The following is a 16,461-nucleotide window of genomic DNA, read 5'->3' as shown; positions in this document are numbered from 1 at the left end:
AAACGGGCGCCGAATGGGCGCCCGTTCGATGATGTATTCCCGTCTTACTCCGCCGCGATGGCGGTCGGAACGTGTTCTTCCGGCTCCTGGTGCTTCTTGCGGCCGAGGCGGCCGACGAAATTGTTCAGTCGGTTCATCTCGATGAAGATGACAGGGGTGATGAACAGCGTCAGGACCTGCGAGACGACCAGACCGCCGACGACAGCGATACCGAGCGGCTGGCGCAGCTCCGAGCTCGCACCACCGCCGAGCGCGATCGGCAGAGCGCCGAGCAGAGCGCAGAACGTCGTCATCATGATCGGGCGGAAACGGCGCACGCAGGCTTCGTGGATCGCCTCGATCGGCGATATGCCCTCGGTCGATCGCAATGTTTCCAGCGCCACGTCGATCATCATGATCGCGTTTTTCTTCACGATACCGATCAGCATCAGCAAGCCGATGAGAGCGATGACCGAGAGGTCGAAGCCGAAAAGCTTGAGCGCGAGCAGTGCACCGAGAGCGGCAGCCGGCAGACCGGAAAGAATGGTCAGCGGATGGATGAAGCTCTCGTAGAGAACGCCGAGCACCACATAGATCGTCAGAACGGCCGCCAGGATCAGGTAAGGCGTGCTGCCCTGCGACTGCTGGAAGATCTGTGCCGTGCCGCCGTATGACGTGAAGACGTCAGCCGGCATGTTGATGTCCTTCTTGATCTGTTCGATCACGCCGGTTGCGTCGCCAAGCGGTTCGCCGGCCGGCAGGTTGAAGGACACGGTGGTTGAAACGAGCTGGCCCGTCTGGTTGATCGTTACCGGTCCGGTATTGCGTACGATGTGCGCAAAGGCCGACAATGGAACCTGCTCACCCTTCGAGGACGTGACATGGATGCGCGACAGTTTCTGGTCGTCCCAGGGCTGGTTGGCATCGTATTCGATGATCACGTCATAGCTGTCGCCGGTCGACTGGATCTGCGCAGCTGCGTAGTCGGAGAAGGCCTCTTCGAGCGTCGTGCGCAGCAGGTTGTTGTTGATCCCGTAGGCGGCTGCCTTTTCCATGTCGACGACGACATTGGCCTGAAGCGCGTTGTACTGCGCATCGGTGGTCACGTCGGTAAACCGCGGATCCTTGCGCATTTCTTGCAGCATCTTGTTGGCCCACTGGTTCGTCAGGTCAGCATTGAGGGCCTGGATGATGAGCTGATACTGGCTGGCGGTCTGGCGTCCGCCAAAGCGCAGGCTCTGCTGCGGGTTGATGAAGACCTGGATGCCCGGAATCTGCGACACCGCGGCGCGCATTTCACGCAGCGTTTTGTCGAGCGGCTCGCGATCCTTCTTATCCTTCAACTGGGCATAGATCGTGCCGTTGTTGAGGGTTTGGCGAGCGCTGGCGCCGACAACCGACATCACATGCTCGACAGCCGGATTTGCCTTGATCGCGGCCGCGGCCTGGTTCTGCAGATCACGCATGGCCGGATAGGAAATATCCTGGCGAGCACGGGTCGAGATTTGCAGGCGACCGATGTCTTCCTGTGGGAAGAAGCTGGCCGGCAAGGTGACGAAGAGATAGGCGGACAGAGCCACCGAGGCAAGAAAGCATCCAATCACTGTGACGCGATGGCGAAGACACCATTCGACGCCCTTGCCGTAATTCACTTCAGTCCAGTTGAAGCCCTTGTTGAACAGTCGGACAGGCAGGGGAGGATGGCTGTGGGCGCTGGAGAGACGCGAGCCAAGCATTGGCGTGACGGTCAGCGAAACGATGGCCGAAGAGACGATGGCAATCGCCACGACCATGCCGAACTCGTTGAAGATGCGGCCGACGACACCGCCCATCAGAAGGATGGGGATGAAGACCGCGATCAGCGAGATCGACATTGAGATGATGGTGTAACTGACTTCAGCCGCACCCTTCAGGGCTGCCTGCCGCACAGGCATGCCTTCTTCCATATGCCGGAGAATATTCTCCAGCATGACGATCGCGTCGTCCACCACGAGGCCCACGGCGATCGTCAATCCGAGCAGTGAGATGTTGTCGACGCTGTAGCCGAGCACATACATCATGCCGAAGGTCGAGATCAGCGATAGAGGCACGGCGAGGCCGGGAATGATCGTTGCCGTAACGTGGCCCGTGAACAGGTAGATGACAAGAACGACGAGGCCGATGGTCAGCATCAACGTGAACTTGACGTCGGAAATGGCCTCGCGGATCGGCTGGGCCGAGTCGTTCATGACGGTCATTTTGACGGAAGCCGGCATTTCGGCGCTCAGCTTCGGCAACGTCTTGTAGATGGAGTCGACGACATCAACCGTATTGGCGTCCGGCTGGCGCTGGATAGCCAGGATGATCGCCCGCTGGCCATCGTACCAGCTGCCGATATTCTGATTTTGGACGCTGTCCTGCACATCGGCGACATCGCCGAGATGGATAGGATTGCCGTTGGGATTGGCGATAACCAGCGTGCGAAACTGGTCGGCGTTGACGCGCTGCGTATCCGCATTGATCGTCATGCTTTGCGCGGCATCTTGCAGCGTACCAACCGGGACCTGGTTGTTGGCGTTGACGACGGCGCTATTGACCGAATCGATACCGATACCGCGATCGAGAAGCTTGTTCGGATCGACGTCGATACGCACGGCATAGGTCTGCGCGCCGTTTACGTTCACTTCGGCAACGCCCGGCAGTGTCGAAAGCGATGGAGCGATGATGTTCTCGGCGATATCGTCGAGCTTGCTGCGCTGAAGCGTATCGCTTTGTACGGCGATGAGCATGACCGGCGCATCGGCAGGATTGGTCTTCCTGTAGCTCGGCGGCGTGGTCAGATTGTTCGGTAGTTTCCGTTGTGCGGTCGAGATCGCCGCCTGCACGTCGCCTGCGGCGGCGTCGATGTTGCGGTCGAGGTTGAACTGCAGCACGATGCTGGTATTGCCGAGCGAGTTCGTCGAGGAAATTTCGCTGATGCCCGGGATCGTCTCGAACTGCTTGATGAGCGGCGTGGCGACCGATGTCGCCATGGTTTGCGGCGAGGCCCCTGTCAGCTGGGCCGAAACGTTAATCGTCGGGAAGTCCACCTGCGGCACCGCCGCGACGGGGATGAGCTGGTAGCCGGCGAGACCGGCCAGAACCACGCCGATGGCAAGAAGCGTTGTGGCGACCGGTCGCTGGATACAGAAGGCTGGGATCATTGCTGTGCTCCAACTGCGATGGTTTCGGTCTTGCCATCATCGGCCGAGGCGACCTTCTCGCTCGGATTGTCGCTGAATTGTTCCTTGACCTCGGTGCCGTTGTTCAGCTGCGACTGGCCCTCGACGACGACATGGTCGCCGACCGAGAGGCCCGTAGCGACGGCCGTGCGGCTGCCGTTGGCGCGCGCAATCGTCACCGGCGTGACCTTGACCTTGTTGTCCTTCACCACGAAAGCGATGTAGCCATCCGGTCCGGGGCTGACCGCAACGGTCGGAACAACGACTAACTGCTCGTTGTCGGCAAAATGGACCATGACGTTCGCGGAGCGTCCCGGCCATAAAGCGCCGTTGGCGTTCTCGAAGGTTGCCTTGACGGCGATCGTTCCGGAAGCCTGGTCAACCGTGTTGTCATAGAAGGTGATCGTTCCGGTACGGGCCTTGCCCTGCGCGGAGCGTGGAACGGTGGTGACCTTGACCGGGCCTGCGGCCATCTGCTCCTGCAGTTCGCGCAGGTTGTTTTCCTGCATGGTGAACTTGATGTATGCCGGATCGTACTTGCTGATGGTCACGACTGCGGTGCCGGGGTTGACATAGGCGCCAAGGCTCAACTGAACGTCGCCGAGGCGGCCGTCATAGGGCGCGCGGATATCGGTGTGTTCGAGGAGAACCTGATCCGAAGCAATCTGTGCCTGGTCGGCGTTCACGGTCGCGACGGCTGCGTCTCGCGCGCCGCGGGCTTCGTCGGCGGTCGCCTGAGTGCCGGCATTGCTGGTGAGCAGGCTATTTGCGCGGGTCAATGCCGTTTCGGCTTGGGCCAGGTTTGCCTGGTCTTTGGCAAGATTTGCCTGGTCCTTGGTGACGGCAGCTTGCGCTGTGCGCGGATCGAGCTTGGCGATCAGATCGCCGGCCTTGACGGTCGCACCGTCCTTAACCGCGATCTGCGTGATCAGCCCGGCTTCTTGCGCCGCGATCGTCGTCGAGTCGATCGGCACTACCCATCCGGTCGCCGAAACATCGATCGGCAGCGCGGTCTTGACAGCGGCAACCGTCTTTACACTGATCGGCCCGGCCTGTTTGGCCTTAGACTTGGAGGCGGTGGTCGTGTCGCCGCTTTTCGTCGCAGCAGACGCTTTGTCGATGAGCGCTGAGACGTAAGGAATGCGATCGCGGTAGGACCAAACCGCGAAGGCGGCAACAATGAGAATGCCGAAGGTAAGCCAAAATTTCTTCATATTTAAGAACCGGTCGAGGCGAGTTGTGGGGCGCAAGCGGTAACCGGCAATTTGACTTTTTGCGGCGCAAAACAAATTACAGGCCGCCACAGCCAATCACATCGCCACCAACCACCATTCTGGGACAATTTTCTCATCCCTATAACGTCAAATTATGAACGCTAGTTCACGCTCAACTTAACACAGTTCACCCAGCCGAAAAATTAAAGCTTGGAAAGCTTTGGTGGGCGCGGTCATGTTGCGGTGCATCATCCGGACGATAAAAAGCTCCGGTTTTTGATGCTGAAACTGTCATTCGAAGCGCTTCAAAGGCCTCTTAAGGCGTCAATTGTCATTCAAATGGATGGCTGCAGCTCCGAATCTGCGCCGGAGCGGCAATATGATTGCAAGGCGGCGGGCAGGGCGCCGCCCTTCACATTTTCGAGATATCTCGGTGAGAATCAAACCGATCGGGCCGCACCTCCGTCGCAGCGGATCATTGCGCCGGTGATGTAGCTCGCCGGCTCGCTGCACAAAAAGGCGGCGGTAGCGGCAAATTCGTCGACTCGCCCATAGCGTCCGGCGGGGATTCGAGCCTGCCTTTCGGCGCGAATATCGTCCATGCTTCTACCCGTGCGCTTGGCGTTCGCAGTGTCGATGTCGTTAAGGCGGGCAGTGGCGATGCTTCCCGGCAGGAGCATATTGGCCGTTATACCGTGGCTCGCAACCTCGCTTGCAAGCGTCTTGCTCCAGCCGGCGAGAGCCGGTCGCATGGTGTTGGAGAGCGCCAGGTTCGTGATCGGCTCGATGATCCCGGAGGACGCGACGGTCAGGATACGGCCCCAACCCTGCTTCTTCATGCCGGGCAGCAGGCTGTTCGTCAGCGAGATGATGCGTGCGACCATGGAGATGAAGTAGGTTTCCAGCTTCTCCTCCGTCATGTCCTCGGTCGTGCCCGGTGTCGGGCCGCCGCTATTGTTGACGAGAATATCAAGGCCGCCGAACTTGTCGGCAACGCCCCTGCCGACGGTCGCAATGAAATTCTCGTCTGTGAGGTCAGCCCATATCCAGTCGGCTCTGCCGTGGCCCTCGGCATTGATTGCCGCGCAGTTTGCCTCAAGGATCTCGCCGCTGCGGCCGCAAAGCAGCACATTTGCCCCCTCCCGCGCCAGCGCGACGGCAATGCCATGACCGAGGCCCTTGGAAGAAGCCAGAACGAGTGCGCGTTTTCCCTTTATACCGAGATCCATGACGGGGCCTTTCTCTGCGAAATCCAACTTCGATATCAGGGAATTTATGATCGAGGCGGGCAGACATTGAAAGGGCATATGCGGGCGATTGTGCCCACCACTTTCATCAGGTGCGAATTGAGCCATTGCCTGTCGCTTGACGGCTCGACAATCCCTTTATGTTTTGACAAGAGATAAAGCCAAAACGGGGAAATGGGGTCGCATACGACCGGCGGAGATTTGAATGACCGAAGCAAGTGAACTGCCCGAACGCGAGAGCATGGAATTCGACGTTGTGATCGTCGGCGCAGGCCCGGCCGGCCTGTCGGCTGCGATACGCCTGAAGCAGGTCAATCCGGATCTGACCGTCGTCGTGCTCGAGAAGGGGGCGGAAGTCGGCGCGCATATTCTTTCCGGCGCCGTCGTCGATCCCATCGGCATCGACCGCCTGCTGCCCGGCTGGCGCGAAGAGGAGGGGCATCCCTTCAAGACCGAAGTCACCGCCGACCATTTCCTGTTTCTCGGTCCGGCCGGATCGATCCGCCTGCCGAATTTCATCATGCCGCCGCTGATGAGCAATCACGGCAATTACATCGTCTCGCTCGGAAACGTCTGTCGCTGGCTGGCCGAAAAGGCCGAAGGTCTCGGCGTCGAGATCTATCCGGGCTTTGCCGCAACCGAAGTCCTTTATAATGACGAAGGTGCCGTCATCGGCGTTGCGACCGGCGACATGGGCATCGAGAAGAATGGCGAGCCCGGCCCCAACTACACGCGCGGCATGGAGTTGCTCGGCAAATATGTGCTGATCGGCGAAGGCGTGCGTGGCTCGCTGGCCAAGCAGTTGATCGCCAAATTCGACCTGTCGGGGGATGCCGAGCCCCAGAAATTCGGCATCGGCATCAAGGAACTCTGGCAGGTGAAGCCGGAAAACCACAAGCAGGGTCTCGTTCAGCATTCGTTCGGCTGGCCGCTGGACATGAATACAGGCGGCGGCTCCTTCCTTTATCATCTGGAAGACAATCTCGTCGCCGTCGGCTTCGTGATGCACCTGAACTACAAGAACCCCTATCTCTATCCCTTCGAAGAATTCCAGCGCTTCAAGACACATCCGGCGATCCGCGGCACATTCGAAGGTGGCAAGCGGCTCTCCTATGGCGCCCGCGCCATCACCGAGGGCGGCTATCAGTCCGTGCCGAAACTGACCTTTGCCGGCGGCGCGCTGATCGGCTGCTCGGCCGGCTTCGTCAACGTGCCGCGCATCAAGGGCAGCCACAATGCTGTACTCTCGGGCATGCTGGCCGCCGACAAGATCGCGGCAGCGATCGCGTCGGGCCGCGCCAACGACGAGGTCATCGAGATCGAGAACGAGTGGCGCTCGTCGGCGATCGGCAAGGACCTGAAGCGGGTGCGCAACGTCAAGCCGCTCTGGTCGAAGTTCGGCACGCTCGTCGGCATCGGCCTTGGCGGCCTCGACATGTGGACGAACCAGCTCTTCGGATTCTCCTTCTTCGGCACGCTGAAGCATGGCAAGACGGACGCCCAGTCGCTGGAGCCGGCCGCCAAGCACAAGAAGATTGCCTATCCGAAGCCGGATGGCGTGCTCACCTTCGACCGCCTGTCCTCGGTGTTCCTGTCGAACACCAATCACGAGGAGAACGAGCCGGTCCATCTGAAGGTGAAGGACATGGCGCTGCAGAAGTCGTCCGAGCACGACATCTTCGCAGGTCCGTCGACCCGCTACTGTCCGGCCGGCGTCTATGAATGGGTGGAGAAGGACGGCAAGGAAACCTACGTCATCAACGCCCAGAACTGCGTCCACTGCAAGACCTGCGACATCAAGGACCCCAACCAGAATATCAACTGGGTCCCCCCGCAGGGCGGTGAGGGGCCGGTCTATCCGAATATGTAATAGACGCGCTTCGCGAGAATAACGACGACGGGCCGCTTTGTTTTTTCGGCCCGTTTTACGCTTGAGATATTCGCTGGAGATGCAGCGCTACCGCTTGCTCAGAATTCCTGTCGACAATGCCACCCCCGCGCCGGTGATGACGGCGGCGGCAATCTCGGCAAAACCGATCTCTTCGCCGAGCAGCACGCCGCCTCCGATCGTTGCCAGCACCGGCGTGATCGCGGTGAAGGTCGCTGCCTGTGTGCCGCCGAGCCGCTGCACGGCAATGCCGTAGGCCACGGTTGCGGCAAGCCCTGACAGCAATCCCTGGCTCAGCGCCTGCAGGCCGATTTCCGGAAGCGGCACCTCCATCAGCGATGTGCCGAAGACGAAGGCCAGTGCCAGGTTGATCAGGAAGGACCAGATGGCGATCAGCGCGCTTGCCTGGATGGCGGTGAGGCCGGAGCGGCGGAAGGCGTGGGTGTAGCAGGCCCAGAGGACGGCGCCGGCGGGAAGCAAGATGAAGCTCGTTCCGGGAAGGCTCGCATCGGAAAGACTGCGCAACAGCAGGATCGTGACGCCGACGACAATTGCCCCAAGCCCGACCCAGCGCGTGATATCGGGGCGCTCCTTGAAGAGCACGACGCCGATCAGTGCGGTTGCAAGCGGCATCGAGCCACCCAAAAGAATGCCGGCGGAGGCCGCGGGCGTGGAATGGATCGCGTGCGTCGTCAACTGGAAGAAGACTGCCCCGGCGCCAGTGACCATCAGCGCCAGGATTTTCAACGGAACCTGCTTCGGCAACAGACCGGTCTTCAGCCAGACCGGCGCGAGAGCGATCGCCGGAATGCCATATCGGATGAGCCCGATGTCGATCGTCCCAAGCTTGGTCGCGGCGCTGTGGCGCGTGGCGAGAATCCAGGTGGCCCAGATCAGCACTGTCACGGCCCCGCCGACATAGCCTGCGGCGGGAGACGAAGACTTCTCGGTCGAAAATGTCAGAGCGCTCATCGATCTACTCCTTTTCTCCATCCGGATCCTGTCCGGTCGAAGAAAAAGATACTGCCAATGGGCAGGGCATGTCCTTGCTATCTATGGCGTCAAAATCGTGCTATCAGCAATGATCTGCCAAATTCTATCATCAGAATTACAAAAGATGCCAAATCTGGATAAATTCGATCTCGCCATCCTGAAATGCCTGCAGGAGGATGCGCGCGCCACCAATGTCGAGATTGCAGAAAAGGTAAACCTTTCGCCGTCGCCTTGTCTGCGCCGTATTCGTAACCTCGAAAAATCGGGCGTCATCCGCGGCTACCGTGCGGACATCGACCGAAAGGAGGTCGGTCTCGGATTGACGATCTTTGTCGAATTGAAGGTGGCACATCACACCCGCGAAAATTCCGAGGCGCAGCAGGCGGCGCTGCTGGCCATCCCGGAGATCGTCTCCTGTTTCCTCATATCGGGAACGGCGGATTTCTTGGCCGAAGTGGTCGTGGAAGATCTGGCTGCCTATGAGCGGCTGCTGACCGACACGCTGCTGACCCTGCCGAATGTCAGCGATATCCGCTCGAATTTCGCGATCCGCACGATGAAGACCGGCGGCGTGCTCAAGCTGCCGGAAGGCGCATGAAAAAAGGGGCCGTCTCCGGCCCCTTCGAAATCCCGTTGGATTGAGATCAGAGCAGCGTGCCGCTGAGGATCAGCAACGCCACCGAGAAGTAGATGACCAACCCGGTGACGTCGACCAGCGTTGCGACGAAGGGCGCAGATGCCGTTGCCGGATCGAGACGCAGCTTCTGCAATATGAACGGCAGCATCGAGCCGGAGAGAGAGCCGAACGTGACGATGCCGACAAGGGCGGCAAAGACCGTCAAGGCGACCAGCTGCCAGTGCGGACCGTAGTCGTAGAGGCCGGTCTGCTGCCAGAAGATGACGCGTGCCATGCCGACGATGCCGAGGATGGCGCCGAGCACGATGCCGCTTGGAATTTCGCGCAGCAGTACCCGCCACCAATCGGAGAGCTTCAACTCGCCGACAGCAAGTGCCCGGATGATCAGCGACGTTGCCTGCGAACCTGAGTTGCCGCCAGAGCTCATGATCAGCGGAATGAAAAGCGTCAGCACGACAGCCTTCTCCAGCTCCCCTTCGAAATGCTGCATGGCGCTTGCCGTCAGCATCTCGCCGAGGAAGAGGGCACAGAGCCAGCCGGCGCGCTTGCGGATCATGCCGGCGAAGCTGATCTTCATGTACGGCTTGCCAAGGGCTTCCATACCGCCGAAACGCTGTGCGGATTCGGTGGTGTCGGCAATCATCGTGTCGATCACGTCGTCGACCGTGACGATGCCGAGCACATGACCGTTTTCATCCGTGACGGGCAGGGCGAGCAGATCGTGCTTGCGGATCAGGCGCGCAACGTCTTCCTGACGCATCAGCGGGCTTGCCGTGATAGGCGTACCTTTCTGGGCGATCGAGAGAATGCAGGCGTCCGGCTGGCCGGTGATGAGACGACGCAGGGTAACCACATGCAGCAAGGCATGAGTGTCGTCATCCAACACATAGATCGCATAAACGGTTTCGCGCGAACGCTCCACCTGGCGAACGTGATCCAGCGTCTGCGCAACGGTCCAGCTGGCATAGACGCTGACGAATTCCGTCGTCATGATGCTGCCTGCCGTGCGCGGCGGATAGCCCATCAGGTGCGAGATCGCGACCTGGACGGGCTCATCGAGCCGCGAAAACAGGTGAGCGCGGATGTCGTCGTCCATTTCGAGCAGGACGTCTGCAACGCGGTCATTCGACATGCCGTGAAGCAGTTTGGCTGCCGCATCGGCGCTCATATGCGCGAGCACGGGTGCTGCATTGCGCAGTTCCGGCCGGTCGAGGACCGCAACGGCCCGTTCCAGCGGCATGTGCGAAATGGTGCGAGCGGCTTCAGACACGCTAAGCGCGTTCAGCGCCTCAACGCGTTCCGCGATCGAAGTGCCGCGGGTGTTGCCCATGAGGGCGCGGGCAGCGTTACCAGCCCGGATAGGAAAGCTGTTGATGTTCATATGCTCGCCTTTCTGTCGATCCGCCGTCGCAGCAGATCGTGGCGAGCCGACAGGAGTCGGTCAGAGCACGAACGCCGCGGACGGCAAAGGCAATCGACTACTACTGTCGCTAGGCATCGTGAGATGGCTCCGGTTAATCGGTATGAAAAACTGCATGTTCTCCACGTGGCGATAGGTCGCTCCGATATCGTGAAAAGTCAAGAGACGGAGTGGGTTAATGCCAGAATGTCGCAGCGTGTTTTTAGTTTGGCGGCTAACAGCCTGAACCGAGGATTAAATTTCTGTTTCCAAAAGGTAAAAACGCAATCCGGCCGCGTTTGTTCCGGCGGCCGGACAGCTCAAGGGTGAGGGTCAGAAGCCGGCCAGAACGACCTTGCCCTTCATCTTGCCGCTCTCGACGAGGGCATGCGCCTTCTTCAGATTCGCGGCATTGATCGTGCCGACAGTTTCCGTCAGCGTCGTCTGGATTTTGCCGGCATCGACAAGCTCGGAGATCTTGTTGAGGATCTTGTGCTGCTCGATCATGTCGGGCGTGCCGAAGAGCGGGCGGGTAAACATCAGTTCCCAATGGATCGAGACCGCTTTGCGCTTGAACGGCATGACATCCATCACCTTCGGGTCGTCGATCAGGGCGAAGCGGCCCTGCGGCGCGATGGCTTCGACGATATCGGCGATATGGCGATCGGTATTGGTCGTCGAGAAGATGAAGCCGGGTGCGCCGATACCGAGTGCCGCGATTTGCGGGGCGATCGGCTTGGAATGATCGACGACATGATGAGCGCCATGCTCCTTCACCCAGGCCTGGGTTTCCGGCCGCGAGGCGGTGGCGATGATCGTGAGGTCGGTCAGGGTGCGGGCGATCTGGATGGCGATCGAACCGACGCCGCCGGCGCCGCCGATGATCACGATCGCATTCGCCGCGCCGGAAACGGGATCCTGGACCTTCAGCCGGTCGAACAGCGTCTCGTAGGCTGTGATTGATGTCAGGGGCAGGGCGGCCGCTGCCGCAAAGTCGAGGCTCCTCGGCTTGACGCCGACGATGCGCTCGTCGACCAGCTGGAACTCGGCATTGGAGCCCGCCCGGTTGATGACGCCCGAATAGAACACCTCGTCACCGACCTTAAAGAGGCTCGCATCTGATCCGACGGCCTTGACGACGCCGGCGGCGTCGAAGCCGAGCACGCGTGCCTGGCCCGATTCGGGCGCGGCGTTCGCGCGAACCTTCACATCGACGGGATTGACGGAAACGGCTTTCACTTCGACCAGAAGGTCACGACCTCGGGCTTCCGGGACTGGAAGTTCGATGTCGATCAACGAGGTTTCGGCGGAAATCGGTTGCGGGGTCTTGTAGCCGACGGCGCGCATGGGGAACTCCTGTGTTTGTTGCACGGAGGCTAGATGCGACTTATGTTCGATAAGCGCAAGAATGCACAAATTCTGTACGTAGTACCAAAAAGGATACCGTCAATGTCGCTCCCCCGCGCCAAGCTGCTCAAGAATTTCCCGGGCTGTCCGGTCGAGGCGACACTGAGTTTTCTCGATGGAAAATGGAAGGGCGTCATCCTTTTCCATCTTATGGACGGCACGCTGCGCTTCAACGAATTGCGGCGCAAGCTGCCTGCGGTCACGCAGCGCATGCTCACGAAGCAATTGAGGGAACTGGAAGAGTCCGGTCTCGTGTCGCGGACCGTTTATCCTGTCGTCCCGCCGCGCGTGGAATATGCGCTGACACCGCTTGGGCAGACGCTGAAGCCCGTCATACTGGCATTGGCGGCTTGGGGTGATGAATATGTCTTCTGCCGCCCGGACGGGCGCCACATTCGCGACGTTTCCGCAGAAGTCCTATGCGGTCCGGCCGTTGCGCTCCAGGGAAACTGAGATCGCAAACACGACGAGGCCGGCAGCGGAGAGAACCGCGCCGACATAACCCGTTGCAGCGGCGGTAAGGCCCCAGGAAATCACGAGACCTCCGAGCCATGCGCCGACGGCGTTCGCGATGTTGAACGCCGAGTGATTGGATGCAGCAGCCAGGGTCTGGGCGTCGGCAGCGACGTCCATGAGGCGCGTCTGAACGGCCGGGCAGGCGGTAAAGCCGCAGCCGACGAGGAAGACGCAAAGGCACAGCATGATCGGATTGGCAGCCGTCAGGGCAAAGAGTGCCATGATGAAAATGTTAAGCGCCATCATGCCGCCGATCGTTCCCTTCAGCGAAATGTCGCCAAGGCGCGAGCCGACGATATTGCCGACATTCATGCCGATGCCGAAGAGTGCCAGCACGACGGGGATCATTTCGGGTCCCAGACGCGCGACGTCGGTCGTTGCCGTAGCCACGTAGCTGAAGATCGCAAACATGCCGCCGAAGCCGATCGCTGCGACGCCAAGCGTCAGCCAGACCTGTATGCGGCGGAGCGCTCCAAGTTCACGGGCGATGCTGGCGCCTTCCTCGACTTTGTCGCGCGGCAGGAACAGGGCAATCAGCAACATGGTCACGATGCCGATGCTGCCGACCATCATGAAGGCGGCGCGCCAGTTCAAAAGCTGACCGAGGAAAGTTGCGATCGGCGTACCGATCAGCGTAGCGATGGTAAGTCCGAGCATCACCTGGCCGACGGCGCGGACGCGGCGCTGAACGGGCACCATCGAAGCGGCCACCAGCGCCGCAACGCCGAAATAGGCGCCATGCGGCAGGCCGGTGATGAAGCGCAGGATGGTGAAGCTTTCGAAGGTCGGGGCAAGCGCGCTGGATATATTGCCGATCGCAAAGATCGCCATCATCAGAAGAAGCAATGTGCGTCGCGCCATCTTTGCGGCGAGAACTGCGATAACAGGGGCGCCAATGACGACGCCGAGCGCATAGGCGCTGATCACATGGCCCGCCTGCGGCGTGGTAACGCCGAACGTGTCGGCGACATTGGGCAGCAGGCCCATGATCACGAATTCGCCGGTGCCGATACCGAAGCTTCCGACCGCAAGCGCAAGCGTGACAAGCGCGATTGCAGCGCCAGAAGGGGCTTCCGCCACGCTTGCCGAATCGAGTGTTTCAACTGCGATATCGCTCACGGCTGCTCCTTGGCGCTTGTCATGCAAATATCGTCTGAAGCGAGCCGATCGTGACGGTTGGGGGCTGGGACGACATATTGGAAAATTGGTTGGGAAGGCGCAAAACGCCCTAATAAGACTTATGATTCACGGGCTTGTCGCTGTCGTGTGCATTTTTTGCAGTGCAGTATGGCGCTCGGTGCATAAGTGCCTTGCGCTGGTGCAGCGACCTCCGGTTGATTCTTATCGTGAAAGGAATGGGTCAACTGCTTGAAATGGCTGTTGGGGAGACCATTTCTCCAGATGCATCGAAGGAGTGGGTTGTCCTTCAGATGCGCCAGGCTCCTGTAGAATTCCTTTGAAACGGCATCGATCGAGGGATGAAATTGTGGAGCAGATTGAAAGTGTCACGGCTGCCCTGCGCGTCATGTTTGGCGCGGGTGCTGGGCTGAGGAAAACCGGGATCCTCGATGAAACTGATCGGCTTTTTCAATCGCGACGGCGGTACGTTCAGGACGACTGACATGGCTGTCTATGAGCAGAGGGCGGAACAGGTTTTTCGTGAGGCGGGCCACGATTTCGAAGGCATCGTAATCGCCGGCAGGGATATCGTCCCTGCAATGCAGCGCGCCGCCCGACGTGACGATATCGATGGCATCGTCGCCGGCGGCGGGGATGGAACAATTTCGGCGGCCGCCAGCGTTGCCTGGAGAAATGGTATTGCGCTGGGCGTCATCCCGGCCGGCACGATGAACCTGTTTGCTCGCTCACTGCGCCTGCCGTTGGACATATGGAATGTTCTCGACGTGCTGGCCTATGGCGATGTCGAACATGTCGATATCCGCAGCGCCAACGGCAGGCCCTTCATCCACCAGTTTTCGGCGGGCATGCATGCCCGCATGGTCCGGTACCGCAACAACTTCACCTATCGCTCCCGCATCGGCAAGATGTCGGCAAGCATGCGCGCCGCCTTCGGCGTCGTGTTCAATCCTCCGGAATTCGATGTGGAGTTCTGCGCTGACGAAATTCGCGAGCGCCGGCATGTTTCCGCGATATCGGTGTCCAATAATCCGTTCGGACAAAACACGCTGTTTTATGCCGACGACCTGACGACAGGCACGCTCGGTTTCTACACCGCAAAGCCCATGAAGCCCTTAGGCGTCGCCCGCCTGGCCGTCGACATGTTGCGCGGCCGCTTTCGCGAGAATGCCGACCTCAAGGTGATGCATACGCAAATGCTGGACCTGCATTTCCCGAAAATGAGTCCCAAGGCCAACTGTGTCATGGATGGCGAACTCTCACCGCTGGCACAGGACGTTTCCTTAAGGGCGCATCCAGGCGAGCTGAAGGTGATGGTAAGGCAGGGGACTGCGAGACGGCTGGCCCGGGAAGCGGAAAGCGAAGCCGTCTAGAACAATTCCAGCAAAAGTGTCATGCGGTTTGCGTTCGGAAATGCTCTGGGCACGCCGATCAGAGTCGCGGCAGGTAGGTCCGATAATCGAAGTCCGACACCGTTCGCAGATGGCGCACCGCCTCCTTGTATTTGGTGTCGCCATAGAGTCGTTGATAGCGATCGCCAAAGATGTCGGTAATGAAGACGGACGCGCGAAGACGCTCGACGGCAGTCAGGAAGTCGTGAGTCAGTTTTGGCGCATCTGTTGGCACATGGCTCGGCGTCGTCTCCTCGCCGGGATCTAGATCGCATTCCAGCCCGCGCAGAATTCCACCAAGAATTGCGGCCACGACCAGATAGGGATTGGCGTCGGCGCCGGCCACACGGTGTTCGATTCGTGCCCCCGGTCCATTCTGTTCGGGGATGCGAACGGCGGTGCCGCGATGGCCAAACCCCCAGGTCAGATCGATTGGTGCGAAGGAGCCCGGCTGAAAGCGTCGGTATGAATTGGCGAAGGGCGCGAAAACCAGCTGTGCATCCTGCAATGTCTGCAGCAGGCCGGCGCAGATGGACTTCAGCTTGGTTGGCTCGCCACCCGCTGCATCCAGGATGTTGAGGCCCTGCTCGTCGATGACGCTGACATGCACATGCAGGCCGGATCCGGCGTGGTCCGTATAGGGCTTGGCCATGCAGGTGGATTTGAAACCATGCCGCCGCGCTGCCTGCTCGGCAATCCGCTTGAGCAGGATGCAATCGTCAGCGGCAGCCAATGCATCGGCGCGATGCAAAAGGTTCACTTCGAACTGGCCGGGGCCGAACTCAGCAGTGGTCGCATCCGCCGGCAGGTTCTGCGCCTTCGCATAGTTGCGCAGCGTTTCCAAATAGTCGTCGAGCAGGTCGACCGCATCCATGTCGTAGAGCTGGAAGCCATTCGGTTCGCCGCGATAGGTCAGCTTTGACGGCGGCGAGGGGATGCCGCGCTCGCGCCAGTCATCCCCGACAATGTAGAATTCCAGTTCCGTCGCGACGACAGGCGTCAGCCCCATCGCCTTGAAGCGGTCGACCATCGCAGACAGGATGGCGCGAGGATCCATGAAGCTCGGCCGGCCGTCGAGTTCGTACATGCTTGCCAGCACCTGCCGCGATCCCGCCGCAGCCCAGGGCATGTCGACCAGGGTGCGCGGATCGGCAACGCAGGTTCCATCCGGATCGCCGATTGTCAGCGACAGCCCGGTCAGATCGTCATTGTCGTCGCCCCAGATGTCGAGCGATTGCGTCGACAGCGGCAGGCGGACGCCGCCCTCCCAAATCTTCTTTTCGGCATCGATCGGCAACTGCTTCCCGCGCAACCGGCCATTCATGTCGATCGTCAGCACCTCGATCCGAGGCATGCCGCCACCTGTCTTTCCGGTTGCAGTTCCATCCGACATGCTCTTGAAAATCCCCCTTGCCGACGTCATGGTCGTAAACGATCGGGATCGGCCTTTCAA

The 16,461-nt window shown here is 60.1% G+C and carries 12 protein-coding genes; 4 read left to right on the top strand and 8 right to left on the bottom strand.

Features of this window, described 5'->3' with window-relative positions:
• Positions 1–44: 44 nt before the first annotated feature.
• The 3 genes from EV561_RS02810 to EV561_RS02800 form a co-directional block, all read right to left on the bottom strand.
• Positions 45–3,161 (bottom strand): efflux RND transporter permease subunit, encoded by a 3,117-nt coding sequence (locus EV561_RS02810; protein WP_132517370.1) that lies wholly within the window; start codon positions 3,159–3,161, stop codon positions 45–47.
• On the bottom strand, positions 3,158–4,393 hold the full coding sequence (locus EV561_RS02805) for an efflux RND transporter periplasmic adaptor subunit (protein WP_132517368.1): 1,236 nt from the start codon (positions 4,391–4,393) through the stop codon (positions 3,158–3,160). The genes EV561_RS02810 and EV561_RS02805 overlap by 4 nt, the downstream gene beginning before the upstream one ends.
• A 440-nt stretch (positions 4,394–4,833) precedes the next feature.
• Positions 4,834–5,622 (bottom strand): SDR family oxidoreductase, encoded by a 789-nt coding sequence (locus EV561_RS02800; RefSeq protein WP_132517366.1) that lies wholly within the window; start codon positions 5,620–5,622, stop codon positions 4,834–4,836.
• 223 nt (positions 5,623–5,845) lie between these two features.
• Here EV561_RS02800 and EV561_RS02795 point away from each other — a divergent pair, with 223 nt between their 5' ends.
• Entirely contained in the window at positions 5,846–7,510 is a 1,665-nt protein-coding gene (locus tag EV561_RS02795) for an electron transfer flavoprotein-ubiquinone oxidoreductase (protein WP_132517364.1), read from the top strand.
• An 87-nt stretch (positions 7,511–7,597) separates the two neighbouring features.
• Here EV561_RS02795 and EV561_RS02790 read toward each other — a convergent pair whose 3' ends face one another.
• On the bottom strand, positions 7,598–8,500 hold the full coding sequence (locus tag EV561_RS02790; RefSeq protein ID WP_132517362.1) for a DMT family transporter: 903 nt from the start codon (positions 8,498–8,500) through the stop codon (positions 7,598–7,600).
• 145 nt (positions 8,501–8,645) lie between these two features.
• Here EV561_RS02790 and EV561_RS02785 point away from each other — a divergent pair, with 145 nt between their 5' ends.
• The gene (locus EV561_RS02785) at positions 8,646–9,119 is read left to right on the top strand and encodes an Lrp/AsnC family transcriptional regulator (RefSeq protein ID WP_132517360.1); all 474 of its coding nucleotides are present in this window, start codon (positions 8,646–8,648) and stop codon (positions 9,117–9,119) included.
• Positions 9,120–9,165: 46 nt separating this feature from the next.
• Here the strand turns inward: EV561_RS02785 and mgtE are convergent, their stop codons facing one another.
• Positions 9,166–10,539: a magnesium transporter gene (mgtE, locus tag EV561_RS02780; RefSeq protein WP_132517358.1), complete on the bottom strand. Its 1,374-nt coding sequence runs from the start codon at positions 10,537–10,539 to the stop codon at positions 9,166–9,168.
• Between the two features lie 351 nt (positions 10,540–10,890).
• Complete coding sequence (locus EV561_RS02775) at positions 10,891–11,904, bottom strand: zinc-binding alcohol dehydrogenase family protein (RefSeq protein WP_132517356.1); 1,014 nt, start codon at positions 11,902–11,904, stop codon at positions 10,891–10,893.
• Between the two features lie 102 nt (positions 11,905–12,006).
• Here EV561_RS02775 and EV561_RS02770 point away from each other — a divergent pair, with 102 nt between their 5' ends.
• The gene (locus EV561_RS02770) at positions 12,007–12,417 is read left to right on the top strand and encodes a helix-turn-helix domain-containing protein (RefSeq protein WP_132517354.1); all 411 of its coding nucleotides are present in this window, start codon (positions 12,007–12,009) and stop codon (positions 12,415–12,417) included.
• Here the strand turns inward: EV561_RS02770 and EV561_RS02765 are convergent.
• Complete coding sequence (locus tag EV561_RS02765; RefSeq protein WP_132517352.1) at positions 12,382–13,599, bottom strand: MFS transporter; 1,218 nt, start codon at positions 13,597–13,599, stop codon at positions 12,382–12,384. The two genes, EV561_RS02770 and EV561_RS02765, sit on opposite strands and share 36 nt — an antisense overlap.
• Positions 13,600–14,048: 449 nt before the next feature.
• Between EV561_RS02765 and EV561_RS02760 the strand changes: the two genes are divergently transcribed.
• Positions 14,049–14,990, top strand: coding sequence for a diacylglycerol kinase family protein (locus tag EV561_RS02760; protein WP_132517350.1), 942 nt, complete (start codon positions 14,049–14,051; stop codon positions 14,988–14,990).
• A gap of 58 nt (positions 14,991–15,048) precedes the next feature.
• On the opposite strand, the gene EV561_RS02755 is transcribed toward EV561_RS02760, so the two are convergent.
• On the bottom strand, positions 15,049–16,431 hold the full coding sequence (locus EV561_RS02755) for a glutamine synthetase family protein (protein WP_132518062.1): 1,383 nt from the start codon (positions 16,429–16,431) through the stop codon (positions 15,049–15,051).
• Positions 16,432–16,461 lie beyond the last annotated feature (30 nt).

Source organism: Rhizobium sp. BK376 (assembly GCF_004341625.1).
GTDB lineage: Bacteria > Pseudomonadota > Alphaproteobacteria > Rhizobiales > Rhizobiaceae > Rhizobium.
The sequence above is the reverse complement of the archived record's forward strand: the minus strand, read 5'-3'. Positions and strand labels throughout refer to the sequence as shown.